1 protein-coding gene is annotated in these 17,644 nt (G+C 56.3%); it reads right to left on the bottom strand.

Translation table 11 applies throughout. The features are described from left to right. Window positions 1–681: 681 nt before the first annotated feature. Window positions 682–17,589, bottom strand: a complete 16,908-nt coding sequence (locus A5320_RS19590) for a non-ribosomal peptide synthetase (protein ID WP_068069246.1) — start codon at window positions 17,587–17,589, stop codon at window positions 682–684. Window positions 17,590–17,644: the final 55 nt, after the last annotated feature.

Here is a 17,644-nt window from a genome sequence, read left to right as displayed (position 1 = left end):
CGGTAGGGTGCGACGTATTGCGGAGTCATCAGTTTGACGAGGTGGCCGAGCTTACTAAGCTCCCGCGCTCAATAGTACGCTCCACCGCAGGCTTCAATGCCAATCAACATGGGGGGTTATTGGCAAAAAACGCAACATTTCATGTTTGGCCAGTTTTTCAACCATTACTGTTTCACCGGAATTAGCATTTACGCCATGAATTTGAAACACGATCTTTGCAATATCGATCCCACACCGTATAGATTGTTACATGCGACTTCCCCTCACTTGTGACTGTTTGTTTCAACACCATCAGTGTGGCACTTTGATGCCGGCTAGTGAGGGGGAGTCCATGTTATTGTCGCAGCAGCGCTGTTGAAAGTTGGCAATCTGCAGGCCACTCCCGCTCCGCCAGTTGGCAAGCGTCTGTGCATCTGCTACCGGCAATTGCGGTGTGTCCTGCTGCCACTGTGAGAGGGCCTGCAGACAAGCCGCCAGTATCTGCAAAATTGTAGCCAGCACAGCAAGGCGCCAAACGCCAAGCAACGTCCGCTTGCTTACATAAATCAAGACCATGCCTCTTCAAACCCTTTAAACTGCTCAACCACAGCTACACTCTGGCCTCAGCTTCTCTGATGCCAGGGGTTATCTCCTGTCACGACAATGCTGGGCCGGACAGCGCGCCATACCCACATCTTTATCTCATAAACTACCCTGTTCGATGTTTTCATCATCGGCAAACTGCGCCGCCGTACCCGCTAGCATAGCTGCAGTGTGCAACTCGGCGATATGCCGGGCCTGCGCTGCAATAGTCTGGTAATCGAAAATATCTTTCAACGGCAATTCTACGGCAAAACTATCGCGGATTAGGTTTATCAGCCGAAGCGCCAGCAGCGACTGCCCTCCCAGTGCCCAGAAGCTGTCATGAATACCAATCTGCTGCACCTGCAGCAATTGTTGCCAGAATTGCTGTAGCCGTACCTCTTCGTCGTTTTGTGGTGCCACATACTCGGTCTGCTGCATAGCCAACAACGGCATCGGTAACGCCGCTTTATCAATTTTGCCGTTATGCGTCACCGGCAGCTGCGGCAATGGTACAAAGATGCCAGGCCGCAGGTGGCCCGGCAATTGCTGCAGACAGTGACTGCGCAATGCATGCACTAACGCAAAATCAGTTTCGGCGATAGCAGTCTCGCCAGCGGGTTGCTGTTGCCATAGCACCACATAGGCGACCAGTTGAGTACCGGCCGACGCCAGTTGCCTGGCCACCACGACGACATCTCGCACCTGAGGATGTGCCCGCAGTGCCGTTTCTATCTCAGCCGGTTCAATGCGGACTCCGCGGATCTTCAGTTGCTGATCTGCCCGGCCTTGATAGACCAGTTGGCCATCAGGCAGCCATTGCACCAAGTCTCCGCTGCGATACAAGCGTCCGCCTGTCCCACCAAAACAGTCCGGCACAAAGTGCTCAGCCGTTGCCGCCCCTCGTTTCAAATAGCCTCTGGCAACACAATCCCCGCCGATCAACAACTCACCAACGGCACCTGTCGGCAACAGATTCAAATCCTTGTCCACCACATAGAACCTGGTATTCGCCAGCGGAGTGCCGATAGGCACCGTACTGCGTCTGCCATGCCAGGGATGTGCCCTGTCCACCCGAAAAGCACTGCAACCGACCACTGTTTCAGTCGGGCCATATTCATTGATGAAAGTTGCGTTCGGTAACCGCAGTTGCCAGCGCCGCAACAATTCGGCATTGAACTGATCGCCACCAATAACCAACACATGATTGTTGCTGGCATTGCATTGCGGCGATGCCATCTGCACCATCAGCTCCAGATGCACAGGCGTCAGTTTGAACAACCAGTCCTGCTCGCTATGCAGCAGTAAGTGTTGCAGGGCAGTCAGCTCCGCATGCCCCTGTGGCAATAGCCGGACGCAAGCACCACGCAGCAGAGGTGCAAATAAACTGGTCACAGTCGCATCGAAATTCAATGAAGTGCTGACGACAGCACCTGCCGTGGCCGACAGTAAAGGTGCTGCACTGTTGTACAGATAATTGACCAGAGCCCGGTGAGGTACCTGCACCCCTTTGGGTTGACCCGTTGAACCGGACGTAAAGATCACATAAGCGGTGTGATCAACACAAAGGCTGGTTTCATCAACAGTCAGATCCTGCACCGGACACTGCGCAACCAACCGCGCCAGCATCTGCTCATCCAGCGGCACGACTCTGACCGTCCCAAGCACCGTCAGCTCGCTGATCAGCCCACTGTCACTCAGCACCAGCCGACAATCGCTTTGCGCCATCAGACCAGCCAACCGATCTTCCGGATAGCTGGGGTCAAGCGGGACATAACAGCCACCAGCCTTCAAAACAGCCAGCAAACCAACCAGTAGTGCGCTGCAGCGTTCGATGCAGATCCCCACAGCCACTTCAGGCCCGACACCGAGCGTCCGCAAATAATGGGCAAGCTGATTGGCTCTGTCGTTGAGCTGCCGATAGCTGAGACTTTCCTGCTGATAAACCACAGCAACCGCCTCAGGCGTCTCGCGGGCCTGTGCTTCAAACAGCTGGTGCAAACACGAAGTCTGCGGGTAAGCGTAGCTTGTCTGATTAACCACAGGCTGCAATTCGACCGGCAACAAATAAGGCAAGGCAGCTACCGACTGCACTTCACCGAGACTCAGCGCCTGCAAAATCACGGCAAAATGTTCCAGCAACTGTGCGGCAATACTGTCACTGTATGCAGCCGTCAAATACACCAAATCAATCGTCAAGGTCTCGCCTGGTTGAATAATCAGATGCAGGCCATACTCGGTCCCTTGGGTATTGCCCATGCCGATCACCTGCAATTGACTGTCATCTGCTTTGTGCTCAGCCGCTTGCCGCACCGCTTCGGAAATAGGGTAATTTTCAAAGACCAGCAGGGAGTCGAACAGTTGCTGGCCTGGTGGCAGCGCGGCAGCTGCCTGGATGTCGATCAACGGCAGATAGCCGTATTGCTCGCGCTCAACCTGCGCCTGATGAATACGCTGCAGCAAAGTAGCAACAGTCAATTGCCTATCAAACCGGACACGGGCTGGCAATGTATTGATAAAAAGCCCAACCATCTGACCAATGCCAGCAACATCACTACTGCGCCCCGAAACGGTTTGGCCGTACAAAACGTCAGTTTCGCCACTGTAACGATGCAACAGATATGCCCAGCCGGCCTGCAACATCGCATTGATAGTGACGCCATGACGCCTAGCCTGCCTTTGCAGCCCCTGACTGCTGGTATTCGGCAGCACCAGGCGTTTTTCCCGCTGTCCCTGCTCAATGCTGCCGCTATCGGAGTTGGCGATACTGAGCTGGAATGGCCCTGCCAGCCCGGCCAGGTACTGGCGCCAGTAGGCTTGTGCTGCTGCGCTATCTTGCTCAACCAGCCATGCGACGTAATGCCGATAGGGCATCACCGGTGCCAAATCCGCGCTTCTCTGCAAAGATTGCGCGTGGTAACCGCGCAACATGTCGTCAAATACCAGCGGCAAGCTCCAGCCATCCAACAAACTATGATGATGGGTCCATAACCACCGATAATGCTGATCTGCCAATCGAATAAGGCTCATCCGCATCAGCGGAGCGCTGATAAAATCAAAGCCCTGCGCCTTCACCGCTTTGCGATGCTGATAAAAACGAGTTTCTTGTTCAGCCGCAGAGAGCTGACGCCAATCCTGCTCGCACCAAGACAATTCAACATTGGCATACACCAACTGCAACATCTGCCCGTCGGCCGTCTCCGCAAAAGCAGTGCGAAACAAGCTGTGCCGCTGCACGATGAGCTGCCAGACGGCTTTGAAGGCTACAGCATCGAAGGTTCCGCCAAAATCCAGATGGATTTGCGTGCCGTAGGCTTCTTTGCTGGCATCGATCCGACTGTGGAAGATCATCCCCTGCTGCATGCCGGTTGCCGGGTAGACATCTTCCAATGCTGGCAATTGCTGTTGCCAAAGGTCCAGCTGTTGCTGCTCAAGCCTCGCCAACGGGAAGTCGCTCGGCGTATAGCCCCGAACTTGCCGGTCCCGGCAATGCAGTACTATCTGCTCCAATTCCGAAATAAACCATTGCCCCAGTTGGGTGATGTCGTCGCGAGGTAGCTGGCTGGCATTAAAACCCAGTACAAACTGCAGTTGGCCACCAGTAACCAGGCCATTAAAGCTCAGCGGATGCGAACGCTCCCGGTCCGGATCCACATCGGGGCCATGCGCCAGTGCCGCTGTGGCAAAAGTGTCAGGCTGGCCGCCCTGTCCTTCAAACTGGCCCAGGTAATTAAAAAGCACTGCCGCCGGCCTCTGTGCTGCCAATTGCTGCAACTGTGGATCTGCAGCCAGATAACGCAGAACGCCATAACCCAATCCACGGTCAGGAACGGCTCGCAGCTGCTCTTTGAGCGACTTGATCTGGCTGCCCAAATCGGCAGTGTCCAACTGTAAATACAGCGGATATAGGCTGGTAAACCAGCCGACGGTTTCAGTCAAATCCAGCGCGGCAAACTGTGCAGTTTCACGGCCATGACTCTCAAGATCAACCCGTAGCGACCGTTCACCGGTAAGACGCGCCACAGCCCTTAGCAATGCGGTTAGCAGCAGATCCTGCACCTGGGTGCGGTAACTGATACTGCAATCCGTCAGCAGTTGCCTGCTGAGTTCGGCATCCAGACTCAGTAGCAGATGTTCAGCCTGAGCGTGGCAGGCCCTGCCAACTCTGCCGGTAAACAAGCTTTGCGGCTGTGCCAGCTGTCGCAGCCAGAAATCGCGTTGCTGCTGCAGCTTCGTACTTTGCGCATAAGCAAGCAATGTCTGCGCCCAATGCTGATAGCTGGTCGTTTTCGGTGCTGGCGTTAGCATTTTCCCTTGTCGATGCTGCTGATAAGCCGTCTGCAGATCTGCCAGCAGCACCCGCCAGCTGACACCATCGATAATCAGATGGTGAAAGATCAGCAGCAAATAACCATTACTGTGCGCTGTGTCATAACAATAGGCCGCTCTGAGCAACGGCCCGTCGCTGAGCGCCACCGCTGCTTTTAGCTGGCTGCCCAGCTGCATCAGTTGGCAGGCAAAATCTGTATCAAACCTATGCTCGCTGACCGTTTCATCCAACAATTGCGCGGCAAAAGGCACAAAATGTCCCTGCCAGCCGGCAGCAGTCTGCTGATAACTGAGCCGCAGCGCATCATGGCGCTGATACAGCATAGTCACCCACTGTCTGATAAAGCTGACATCAACATCAGGCGGAGTTTGCAACAGCCTCGATTGATGGAACTGCCCGGGTCTGCTCGTCTGCTGCTCGCCAAACCAATGATGGATCGGCAACAACGGCATGACACCCTGACTCTCGTCCTGCTCAATCTGCTGATGCTGTAAACCTGCTTGCGCAGCCAGTTGCGCTATCGTCGGATACTGGAAGATCTGCTGTACATTCAGATATAGCCCCTGCCTTCTCGCTTTGGATACCAGTTCGATAGATAGAATCGAATCGCCACCTTTGGCAAAGAAATTGTCGTCTATGCCGACCGGCTGCACTGCCAGGACCTGCTGCCATAACTGTACCAATGCGGCTTGCAGTTCGTTCTGCGCTGCCCGATAGCTGTCTGACTGCAGCTCTGCGGCCGGCTGCGGCAATCCCTTCCGGTCAATTTTTCCGCTGCTAGTCAGGGGCATGACCTCAAGCAACACAAACTGCTGCGGTATCATATAGCCAGGTAACTGCGCCTGTAGCAGGCTGCCAACGCTGGCCAGCAAATCCGGCACCGCCTGCACAGGGCACAGGTAGGCTATCAGACGTTGTTGCAGCGCCAGCACAACAGCCTCTTTCACCAACGGATGGCTGCACAACAAGGTTTCAATCTCCGCCAGCTCAATTCTTAAACCGCGGATCTTCACTTGATGATCTGCACGTCCCAGATAGTCGATATTGCCATCAGCGCGCAGCCTGACCAGGTCACCGGTCCGGTACAGACGCCCGCCCGGCGCGACAGCGAATGGATCAGGAATAAAACGTGCTGCCGTCAGCGCGGCCTGATTGATGTAGCCGCGGGCCAAACCCACGCCCCCTATCAACAACTCGCCGACGGCTCCCACCGGCAGCAGTTGCAGCTGTTCGTCGGTGACATAACAGCGGATATTATCTATCGGTTTGCCAATCGCGACCGAGTCGTTGTCGCGCAGACAAGACCAACAGGTCACATCAATGGTGGTTTCGGTCGGACCATACAAATTGAGCAGCTCAGCTGTACCGGCCATTCCAAAAAACTGTTGTTGCAATGCTGGCAGCAACGCTTCGCCGCTGCATAGCACCGCCCGAACTGAACGGCATTGCTGCCAACCTTCGGCATTCAAAAAAGCATTGAGCATTGAAGGCACAAAGTGGACCAGGCTAATAGCTTCCATTTCTATCAGCGCTGCCAGATAACTGGCATCCTGATGGCCGCCTGGCTTGGCTATCACCAATGTGCTGCCGGCCAGGCTGGAGAAAAATTCCACACCTGCCACATCAAAGCTGAACGGTGTTTTCTGCAGCACCCGATCAGCCGGGCCCATCGCCAGTCGGGTTTTCATCCAGTGTATCCGGTTGACGACCGCCTGATGGGATACCGCAACCCCTTTGGGCTGGCCGGTACTGCCGGAAGTATACAGAATGTAAGCGAGGTTACCTGCAGTGTTGGCCGGCTGCAGCCTGGTTTGCGGCCATTCGTCACCGATATCTTCCATGTATTGCAGCTGGACGCCAGAGGGCAGCTGCGGCCGTTCGCTGGCGCCCAATGCTGCACTCAGCACGATGCGGGCGCCGCTGTTCGACAGCATATAACGCAGCCGGCCGACCGGGTATGCAGGTTCCAGTGGCACATAACAGCCACCGGCTTTTAAAATCCCCCAAAGGCCAATCACCATCTCCGCCGAGCGCTCCAACCACAAACCAACAGCAGTGTCGGCGCCCACACCCCGAGCCAGCAGCGCATGAGCCACCTGGTTGCTGCGTTGGTCCAACTGACGGAAGCTCCAGCGTCTGTCGCCATCGATCAGCGCGATAGCATCCGGTGTCTGCGCAGTTTGTTGTTCAAACCAAAGATTCAAAGTCAGTTCGGTCGGGAAATCGACGGACGTCGCATTCCACTGTTCTGTTTGCTGCGCCTGCTCCATGTCATCAAGCAGCGTCAATTGGCTCAACAGCTGCATCGGAGTCTGTACCACGGCAGTCAGCAGACGGACAAAATGAATCAGCATCTTATCGATGCGTCCGGCGCTGAACAGGTCGCAGTTATACTCCAACTGACCTGTCAAACCGTCCTGCCCCGGCTGCATCGTCAGCGTCAACTCAAACCGGGCTATACCTTGCCCTTCGTCAGCAAAACTCAGCGGTGTCGCAAGCTTCGACAGTTCCTCATCAGGCATAGGCACATTCTGCAAAACCAGCATGACCTGAAATAGCGGCGAACGGCTGAGGTCGCGTTCAGGCGCAATAGCATCGACCAGCCGTTCAAATGGCACATCCTGGTGGGCATATGCTTGGCGCATCATATCGCGGGTACGTGCCAGCAAAGCGACAAAGTTCAACGGACCGGACAGGTCATTGCGCAGCACCAGCGTGTTGGCAAAAAAGCCGACCAACTGCTCAGTCGCCTGATGATTGCGCCCCGCCACCGGAGTGCCCACAACCACGTCCTGCTGACCGGCATAACGCCCCAACAACACAGCCCAGGCGGCCTGCAAAACCATAAACAGCGTTGCATCATGGTTCAGCGCCAACAGCTGCAGGCTTTCAACTAAAGCGGCAGACAACGACAGCGGTGCCGTCGCGCCGCGATAGGTCTGCTGCGCAGGCCTTGGCCAATCCGTCGGCAGATCCAGCGAAGGCGGCAGTGCTGCCAGCTGCTGGCGCCAGTAGTCCAGTTGAGTAGCCAGGACGCCTTGCTGCAGATATTGGCGCTGCCAATAGGCAAAGTCGCGATATTGTAGTGATAAAGGCGGTAATGCCGCAGTCTGCCCGGCGGCAAAAGCCTGGTATAACAACGCCAGCTCTTTTAACAGCAGACTGACTGACCAGCCGTCCGATACGCTGTGATGCAATGTCAGCAGCAGCGCATAGTCCTTCGATTGAACCTGCAGCAGGCGAATGCGACATAGCACGTCGCTACGCAAATCGAAACAGTAGCGACGTTCAGCCTGCCAGGCGGCCTTAAGTTCAGCAACAGTCGCCAACTGCTCCAACGGGATAGCTGCAGGCACCGCCTCAATGACCTGAATCACCTGAGCGTTTTGCTCGATAAAACGGGTTCGCAGCGACTCGTGCCGCTGCTGCAGCGCCAGCAGCGATCGCTGCAACGCCTCGAGATCCGTGTCGGCTGCGAGCCGCAAAGCCAGCGGCATGTTGTAGATAGCATTGGGGCCCAGCAGTTCGTGCAGGAAAAACAGCCGCAGTTGAGCATAAGACAGCAGCGCAGGCGCATCGGCCGGCATAGGTGTCAACCGCATGATGTCGACAGAAGGCCGTTCGCTTTCCAGCAGCAACGCCTGCTGGTCCAACCGCTGACTGGCAAACAATTGCGCCAAACCAACCTTTACGACGAACTGCTCACGGATCCTCGTCATCAATTGAGTCAGCAGCAGCGAATGCCCGCCCAGTTCAAAAAAGTTGTCCTGCCGCCCCACCGTCGCCACGCCAAGTAAGTCAGCCCAAAGCGCCGCCAGTGCTGTTTCAGACTGGCCCTGCGGGGCCACATAAAGGCGCGACAAAAACTGATCAACCGGCAACGCTACCCGGTCGACCTTTCCACTGGTGTTAAGCGGTAAGGCGGTAAGCACGGCGAACGCAGTTGGCACCATATAGTCCGGCAAGGCCGCTCTGGCCGCCAGCTTCAGCTCGTCGCACAGCTGCACCTTATCCTGCTGCTGACTGACCACCCATGCCACCAACTGTGGCTCACCGGCCGGGCTGTTCCGAAGCTGAACCACAGCATCGGTTACTGCAGGATGTTGTAGCAACTGAGCTTCGACTTCTGCCGGCTCGATGCGGATGCCCCGCAACTTCACCTGCTGATCGAGACGCCCCAGATATTCCAATTGGCCATCCTGCCTGAACAGGACCAGATCACCAGTGCCATACCAGCGGGAACCTGCCGGACCGAATGGATTTGGCACAAATGCCGCAGCAGTCTGCGCCGGTCGCGCCAGATACCCCCGCGCCAGACCATCGCCACCTATATACAGTTGGCCCGGCACTCCCGCCGGTACCGGCTCGCCATCTGCATTGAGCACCATGGCGTCATTGTTGTCGATGATACGGCCTATCGGAACCTGACCACTGTAAATATCGACTTTGGCACAGCTGACATCAGCGCCAACCTCGGTCGAACCATAGATGTTATAAAGCGTTGCCTGCGGAAAACTGCTGGCAAAGCCGCTCAGCTTATCCGCCAGCATCGCTTCTCCGCTGCAGAACAAAGCCCGAAGCGTCGGCACCTGCATCTGAGCGGACAACAGCAACATCGTCAGCAGCGAAGGCACCAAGGTAAGCTGCGTGACCGCATAACGGTTCAGCAGCGCATTGAACTGCTCAGGTTGGCGCAGCATGTCGCTGTCGACTATCACCAACTCGGCACCGAAGCATAGCGCCTGAAATATCTCTGCCGCATGGTCGACAAACCCAACACTGGTCTTCTGGCACAATACGTCCGTCGGACCAACCCCGATATCGCCGGCCAGCCAATACAGCCGGTTCACCACCGAACGGTGCAGTCCGAGTACGCCTTTGGGTTTTCCAGTGGAGCCAGAGGTGTAAATCAGGTAGGCCGGATGAACGGGATGCACGTCGACAGCAGGGTTGTCGACAGATTGATCCTGTACAGCCGGAAGCTGCTGCAACACCAGCTGAATGTCGGCGTCAGCAAGCATATACTGCTGCCGCGCCGCTGGCGCCTCAAGCGGAATGGCCAGATAAACGCCGCCAGCTTTCAACACAGCCAACATGGCACAGATCAATTCGATGGAACGCGGCATCACCAGCGCCACCCTGACCTCCGGTGTCACCCCCTGGGCTATCAGCCAGTGGGCCAATTGGTTTGCCGTGCGATTCAGTTCACGATAACTGATGCTACGCTCGTCACAACGTAGCGCAACCGCTTCTCCGCGCTGCTCAGCCTGCGCTTCGAACAACTGATGCAGACAAAGCTGATGCGGGTATTGCCGCTTCGGACCGCATAGCCCTGAACGCACCAATTGAAACTCCTGCGCACTTAGCAAAGCTGCGGTGCTAGTCCGGTTAGCGGGTGCATGACAGAACTGCCGGATAATCTGTTGAACGTAACCATTGACCCGCTCAGCCTGGGCCTCGTCAAAAGCCGCGCTATCCAGGCTGACATATGCTTTAAACCCAGTTTGCGGCTCCACTTTTTCTACCGAGAACATCAACAGGTAATTGGTCTCGGCAAAGCCGGCGACTTTCTGTGGTTGCTGCTGCGGTCGCTCGCCATCGATACCGGTCTGATAAACATGCCAATGGGTATAGTTGAACACAGCTGCGGACAGATCCAACCCGCTCTGCTGCTGGATGGCAGCCAGCGGATAATGCCGATAGTCCAGTTGTTCCGTCAGCTGTTGGTCCACCGCCTGAGCATACTGGCGCCAGCTCCGCCCCGCCATCGGTACCGCTATCGGTAAGGCATTCAGAAACAAGCCGATAATCTGGTCGCCATCCGGAATTTCCGGCCGCCCCTGATTCAACACACAACCCAGAGTTGCGTCCGCGCCGTTCAACAGATTCAACAGTACCAAATAGATACTGCTCCACAGGCTCTTTTCTGCAATGCCGAACTGGCGGGCTGCGCGGCTAAGGTCTGCACTCTGAGCTGTCGTGATATCGCACTGCACCAAGCGGCGCCCGGCTTTTGGCCGGCCAGCCCACCAGGGAACTACTCCGGTCGCGGTACTGTGCTGCCAATATTGCTGTTGCGCTTCGCTGCAAAGCGCGGCCTGCTCCAAAGCAATAAAGCGGCTGTAACCCGGTAACGGCTGCGACTGTTGCAATAGCACGCCTTGCCGCCGCTGCTGATACCTGGCATACATTTCGGTGGCGAAGCTCTCAAGGCTCCAGCCGTCCCACATTGCGTGGTGCACAAAAATACCAAAGACAAAACCGCCGTCCGGTAACAAATGGATGGTGGTGCGCCACCAGCCTGTGCTGATATCAAGACCTTGAGATTGCTCGGCAGCCATCCACTGTTCAATGGCCAGACGGCTTTGTGCTTCGCTCTGGGCCGTCCAATCCATCACCTGCAGCGGTACTGCGGCCTGCACCGGCACGACTTGCAACGGACGTTTGCCAAGCAGCAGACATTTACTTTTCAACACCGGATGCTTGTGCAGCACAAACTCAAATGCCTCGGCGAACAAAACCGGGTCCCACTGGTCGGCAAAATAATACAGCTGCAGATTCTGATACAGACCCAACGACGCTGCCTGCATCGCATGCAGCACCATCCCTTGTTGCAGTTGCGACAACGGGTAGGCATCCTGCAGCGCCGCCAGTCCATAGTGGCTTTCCAGCAAGTCCAGCTCCGCCGCGTCCAGCAGTGCAAAAGGAGCAATGTCCCAGTCTAACGTAGCTGCCGTTTGCTGTTGTTCGATCCTTGCAGCCAACAGAGCCACGGTGGGGTATGCAAACAAGTCCTTGACAGAACAGGCCAGCCCCTGCGCTTTCGCCTCCGCAACCAGCGCGATGGAGCGGATGGAATCGCCGCCCAGACTGAAGTAATTGTCATCAATGCTCAGTGGGTCGACGTCCAGCTTTTGCTGCCAAATCAGCAGCAGTTTCCGCTCAGTCTCGTTCCTTGGCGCTACATGCTGACTGGCCGATACTGCTTGCGCCGGCAACAACTCAGCGGCAAAGCGCCCGGTCGCATCCAATGGCAGTTGCGGCACAGCTGTTACCGAATCAGGCAGCCAAGCCAGCGGCTGTCGAGTCAACGCCAGTTGTAGCGCATGCGCTGACTGCTCGCTGACGACATAAGCCGCTAGCTGGCTTTGCGTACCGACAACCCGTCGGACAACAGCAGCGGCCGTGACCGCAGGCAACTGCCGTAGCCTTTCTGTGCAACCAAGCAAGGCTCTGCCGGACAAGCCGGCCGGCGACGGCAATTTCAACTGCCAGTTGCCGTCCGCCCGCAACCGCCCCAGCAGAGCGCTGTCGGCCAGCAGTTGATGGCGCGGTTTTGATACTACGGCGCCTTGACGCCAGACACTATGACTGACCAGCTCGCCGCCCACATACAAACGACCATAGACTCCGTCCGGAACCGGCTGCAGCTCTGCACAATAGACTCTGGCACTGGCAATAGCGGGCTGCGCTACGACCACACCGTCCGTCTTCAACTGCCGCAGCAGCTGCAATGGCGGCTGTCCGCCATTGAATAGCGGCTCGCTCCAGACCCCGCAAAACAGGCTGTCCGCCACAGTCTCGGCGCCAAACAGCGCATTGAGCTGCTCAACATTCAGCGCAACCGGATCAAGGCCCGGCAAGAGCGGATAAACCAGGCAAGCCAGTCTGTCGCCGCTCAGTTGGCAACACCATTGCGCATCATCGACAGTACGACCGGCAGCAACATCTGCCGCCGGCAGTTGGTCAAACCGAATGACCACAAGCGCCGGAGCCGGCCAAGCCGCGTCGCTAACGATGTAGCGCGCTTCGCTGTCGGCCAGCACAAAATCCTGTCTGAGCCGCGGGGCTTGCGGATCCACGAAAACGGCACAGGCGCCGACCAGCACAACGGCGCACAATGCCGCTGAGCGCTGTGTCTGGTCTTGCACGGATACAGCCACCACAGACCCAAAACCAACTCCCTGCTCAGCCAGCACAGCTGCCAATTGCAGAGCTTTCGGCGACAACAGCCTCTGCAGCGGCGTATTGCTTAGCTTTGTGACCGCAGCGTCGCAGTCCGTTCCTGGCAATTGATGGCTTTGTACTGCCAGTTGCGGCGCATCCAGCAACAGTTGCAGCAGCTGCAGATAATGCTGCGACAACTGCCTGATAGTATCGTGTTCAAATAAGTCGGTGCTGTATTCAATACCGCCTTTGATGGTTACTCCGGCCTGGTACAGATTCACCGCCAAATCAAAGCGTGCCACTGCTGCGGTCGCACTGTGCGGTAAAGTCGCCGCCAGATCCGCAAAAACGGGCGTCACTGTCGGCATAGCAGCAACAGCCTGGCTCTGCAGCGAAAAAGCCACCTGGAACAACGGGCTGTGCGAAGGCGTGCGCTCTGGCACCAGTTCGTCCACCAGCAACTCAAAAGGCACATCCTGCATCGACAAAGCCTGCAACACCTGATGGCGGGTTCTGGCGACTAACGCAGCAAAATCCGGCTTGTCCTGCAATTGGGTCCGCAGGACCAAAGTATTGACAAAAAAGCCGATTAAACCTTCAACCTCACCGTGGCTGCGGTTCGCTGTAGGAATACCAACAGCGATATCATCCATACCGCTGTATCGTCCAAGCAGCACAGAAAATGCTGCCAGCAACGTCATGAATTCCGTCACATCATGCTGGCGGCTGAACAGCTGCAACTGCTGCACCAGCGCTGGCGGTAAATCAAACCGCAACGTGTTACCCGCATAACCTGGTAACGCCGGCCGAGGCTTGTCGTAAGGCAGTTGCAGCAGCGCCGGCAGCCCATCCAACGCAGAGCGCCAATAGCTGAGCTGATGCGCCAGACGCGGCCCTTGCTGCATACCGCGCTGCCAAACCGCATAGTCGGCATATTGCAGCGGCAGCGGCGCCAGCGGCGAAGGTTCGCCTGCGCAGAAAGCCTGATACAGCACGGTCAACTCACGCAGCAAAATTTCTACCGACCAACCATCCGAAATGCTGTGATGCATCGTCAGTAACAACGCCAGCGCCTGTTCGTCGCAGCGGTCACGCAACAGCCGCACCCGGTAGGGTTTGTGTTGGCTCAAATCAAAGCAGTAACCACGCTCCTGCTGTACGACGACCAGCAGCTCGCTGGCAAAATCCAGCAGCTCCTCCTCAACGGCGCACGGCTCTGCATCAATCAGTTGCATCGCTTCATGAGATGAAACGACAAAACGGGTACGCAACGACTGATGCCGACGCTCGAGCTCGCCCAGCGCCTGTATCAACGCCGTGGCGTCCACCGTCCCGGTCAGCCGCAGCGCCAGCGGAATGTTATAAACCGCATTTGCACCCATGTACTGATTCAGAAACCACATCCGTTGCTGGGCAAATGACAGCGGTAATGGACCGCTACGCTCTGCAGCACTGAGACAAACCGGTGCCCCCTGTTCCGGCAAATCCGCAGCCAGTTGCTGTTCTATCAACTCAGCCTGTGCGCATAGCAGCGGATGATCAAAGAGCATCCTGATAGTCAGCTCGACACCGAACACCTGGCGGATAGCGGATACCAGCCGGGTGGTCAGCAGCGAATGCCCGCCCAGCTTAAAAAAGTGGTCGGTACGCCCGGCACGTTCACAGCCCAATAATTGGCACCAAATACCGGCCAGCAATTGCTCTGTTGCCGTTTCGACTGCGCTGTAGCTGTCATTGCCAAACTCCGGCGCAGGCAGTGCATGCCGGTCGATTTTGCCGTTCACGTTCAAGGTAAAGGCATCAAGCAGCATAAACAGCGCCGGCACCATATACTGCGGCAACTGTTCAGCGACAAAAGCACGTAATGTATCGGTGCTGACAGCCGCCCGTTCTGTAGCGACATAAGCAATCAACTGCTGGCTGCCAGCCAGGTCTGCTTTCGTCATCACCACAGCAGCGTTCACTGCCGGATGCGCATTTAACACAGCTTCAATTTCCGCCAGTTCAATCCGGTAGCCGCGAATTTTGACCTGATGGTCAACACGGCCTAAAAACTGCAAATTGCCATCGTCCTGAAAGCGCACCAAATCGCCAGTCCGGTACAAACGCTCACCGGCAGTCTTGGCAAAAGGATGAGGTACAAAACGCTCCGCGGTCAGCCTAGCTGCCGTATAACCACGAGCCACCCCTAAGCCACCGATATACAATTCGCCCACAGCACCGAGGCTTTGCAGCGACATCGCGTCATTCAACACATACAGCTCTGTCTTCCCCAGAGCCCGGCCGATGGGGACACTGCCCTGTCCGGGCGGTTGCCGGCTGACTTTGCGCTGTTCCGATACTGGGTATATGGTGGCACCAACCGTGGTTTCAGTCGGGCCATATTCGTTGATCAGCAGGGCATTAGGCAGAACATCCTCGGACCAGATCCGCAGCGTTTCCGGCGACAACGGTTCACCTGCAACGACTATCACATGTCTGGCCGCCGGGCTGCAGCGGACAAATCCTTTGGCTGATACAGCTTCCAGATGAGATGGCGTCACCTTAAACAGATAGTGGCAATCCTCATCTGTCAGATAATCACCCAATTGATCCAGCGCCAGTGCGCCTTCTGGCAACAGCTCGGCAAAACGCCCCGCCATCAGCGGAACCCATAACGAACCTACTGTGGCATCAAATACTAGCGGTGTGCTGACCACAGCCCCGCTGATATGCGGCGGCAGAAACTCCGCGACCGAATGGTGCAGGAAATCGGCAAGATTATCGTGACTGACCATGACGCCTTTCGGATTGCCGGTCGAGCCAGAGGTATAAATGATATAACAAAGATTAGCGGCACCAACCGCAGTCAGCGGGCTCGTTGCCGGCTGGTCGGCAATAACGCGCTGACTATGTTCGTCATCTAGCAGCACCAGCCTAGCCGTGCCGGCCGGCAAATCCCGGCTGAACTGGCGACGGCTCAGCACCAGTCCGGCCGCACTGTCTTGCAAAATATAGTGCAACCGTGCTGCAGGCGTTGCCAGATCCAATGGCACATAAGCGCCGCCAGCCTTCAGGATCGCCAGCAATGCGACAATCATTTCCAGCGACCGCTCCAGATAGACGGCCACTCTGGTTTCCGGCTGCAAGCCCTGTGCTATCAGATAGTGAGCCAGCCGGTTGGCCTGTTGATCCAACTCGAGATAGCTAAGCTGCTCCTCGCCGGCAATCAGCGCAACAGCATCAGGATAAAGGGCAACCTGCTGCGCAAAAATCTGATGCACGCATTGGCCGGACGGATAAGCACTCGCTGCGGGCACAAACTGCTCAAGCAGCCTAACCCTTTCACGCTCTGTAATAAAACTGTACTGACAGATAGCTCGGCGCGGCTGCGCCAGTATAGCTTCCAACAACTTGGTGTAATGTTCCAGCATAGTTGCCACAGTCGCCCGCTCGAACAAATCACTGTTAAATTCGACCACACCGACTATCCCTACTGCACTCTGCTGCAGATTCAACGTCAGATCAAAACGAGCCGTCAACCCAGTGATCTCCCCGGGGTCCACGCTTAGCTGCAAAGGTGCGATGCCCAGCAGGTCAGTTGTTGCCTCTTGCGCCGGCGCAGTTTCCTGCAACACAAACATCACCTGAAACAGCGGCGAATGGCTGCCATTGTCACGGCCAGGATTGACTTCTTCGACTAGCTTCTCGAACGGCAGCTCGGCATGGGCAAAGTTATTGGCAGATAAGCGCCTGTTGCGCTCCAGCAAAGTCAAAAAGTCAGGATGGCCTTTCAGATCAATCCGCATCACCAGCAAATTGACAAAAAAGCCGATAAGCCCTTCAATCTCCTGGCTATTCCGGTTGGCGACCGAAGTGCCAATGGCAATATCATCCTGTCCGGCGTAACGCCCCAGTAAGATTGCATAGGCGGTCAGCAACACCAAGTATAAAGTGGTGCCCTGACTGCTGGCGAAATTGCTTAGACGCAGCGACAAATCATGGTCAAAGCTGACCGGCAACACTGCGCCGTTAAAACTCTGCCGACGCGGCCTGGCATGGTCTGTCGGTAAACGGATCAGCGGCTGCAGGCCGGCCAGCTGGGTTTGCCAGTATGACAAAAGTTGCGTTAGCCTATCCCCCTGCAGGTAATCACGCTGCCAGGCAGCGTAATCGCCATACTGGATTGCCAAGGGTGGCAATGGCGACGGCAGGCCCTGCGCACAGGCCTGATACAGCACACTCAACTCGTGCAGTAAAATCCGCTGGGACTGACCGTCGGCAATACTGTGATGCAAGTTGATAAGCAAAGCATAGCCCGGCGTATAGTTTAGGCTGATCAGCCTGAACCTACATAAAGGATCACCTTTTAAATCAACTACATGTAATTGCTCAGCCCGGCACAATGCAATCAGAGCCCCTTCATCCGCGACCTGATCATATTGCAGCGATGGTCCGGTCGCGGCCAGTTGCACAACAGGCTGGCCCGCCACCTCAACATAACGGCTGCGTAAAACATCGTGGCGACTGGTCAGCGCTGCAATCGCCTGCGCCAGCACCGCAGGTTTGGTCGCTGCTGGCAACTGACAAGCTGAAACCATGTTGTAGACGGCATTGGCACCCACATACTGATTAAAAAACCAGAATCTTTGCTGGCCAAAGGAAAGCACCTGTGATTCGGTGTCTGCAACCGTCGGTTTGATCTGTTTTGCGTTCAGTCCGGCCTGGCGCGCTTTCAGCATTGCCAGCAGTTTTTCTTTAGCAGATGTCATTATCAACCTTTTGTTATTCCATTCTTGTTGAGATCAATCCGGTCAGCCGGCTTTA

This window comes from Rheinheimera sp. SA_1 (assembly GCF_001669775.1).
Classification (GTDB): domain Bacteria; phylum Pseudomonadota; class Gammaproteobacteria; order Enterobacterales; family Alteromonadaceae; genus Pararheinheimera.
This window is presented reverse-complemented; position numbering and strand designations above follow the sequence as displayed.

What these genes read in the sequence shown, in the direction of transcription:
- A5320_RS19590 (WP_068069246.1), bottom strand. Translation starts at nt 17,589, where the DNA reads ATGACATCTGCTAAAGAAAAACTGCTGGCAATGCTGAAAGCGCGCCAG.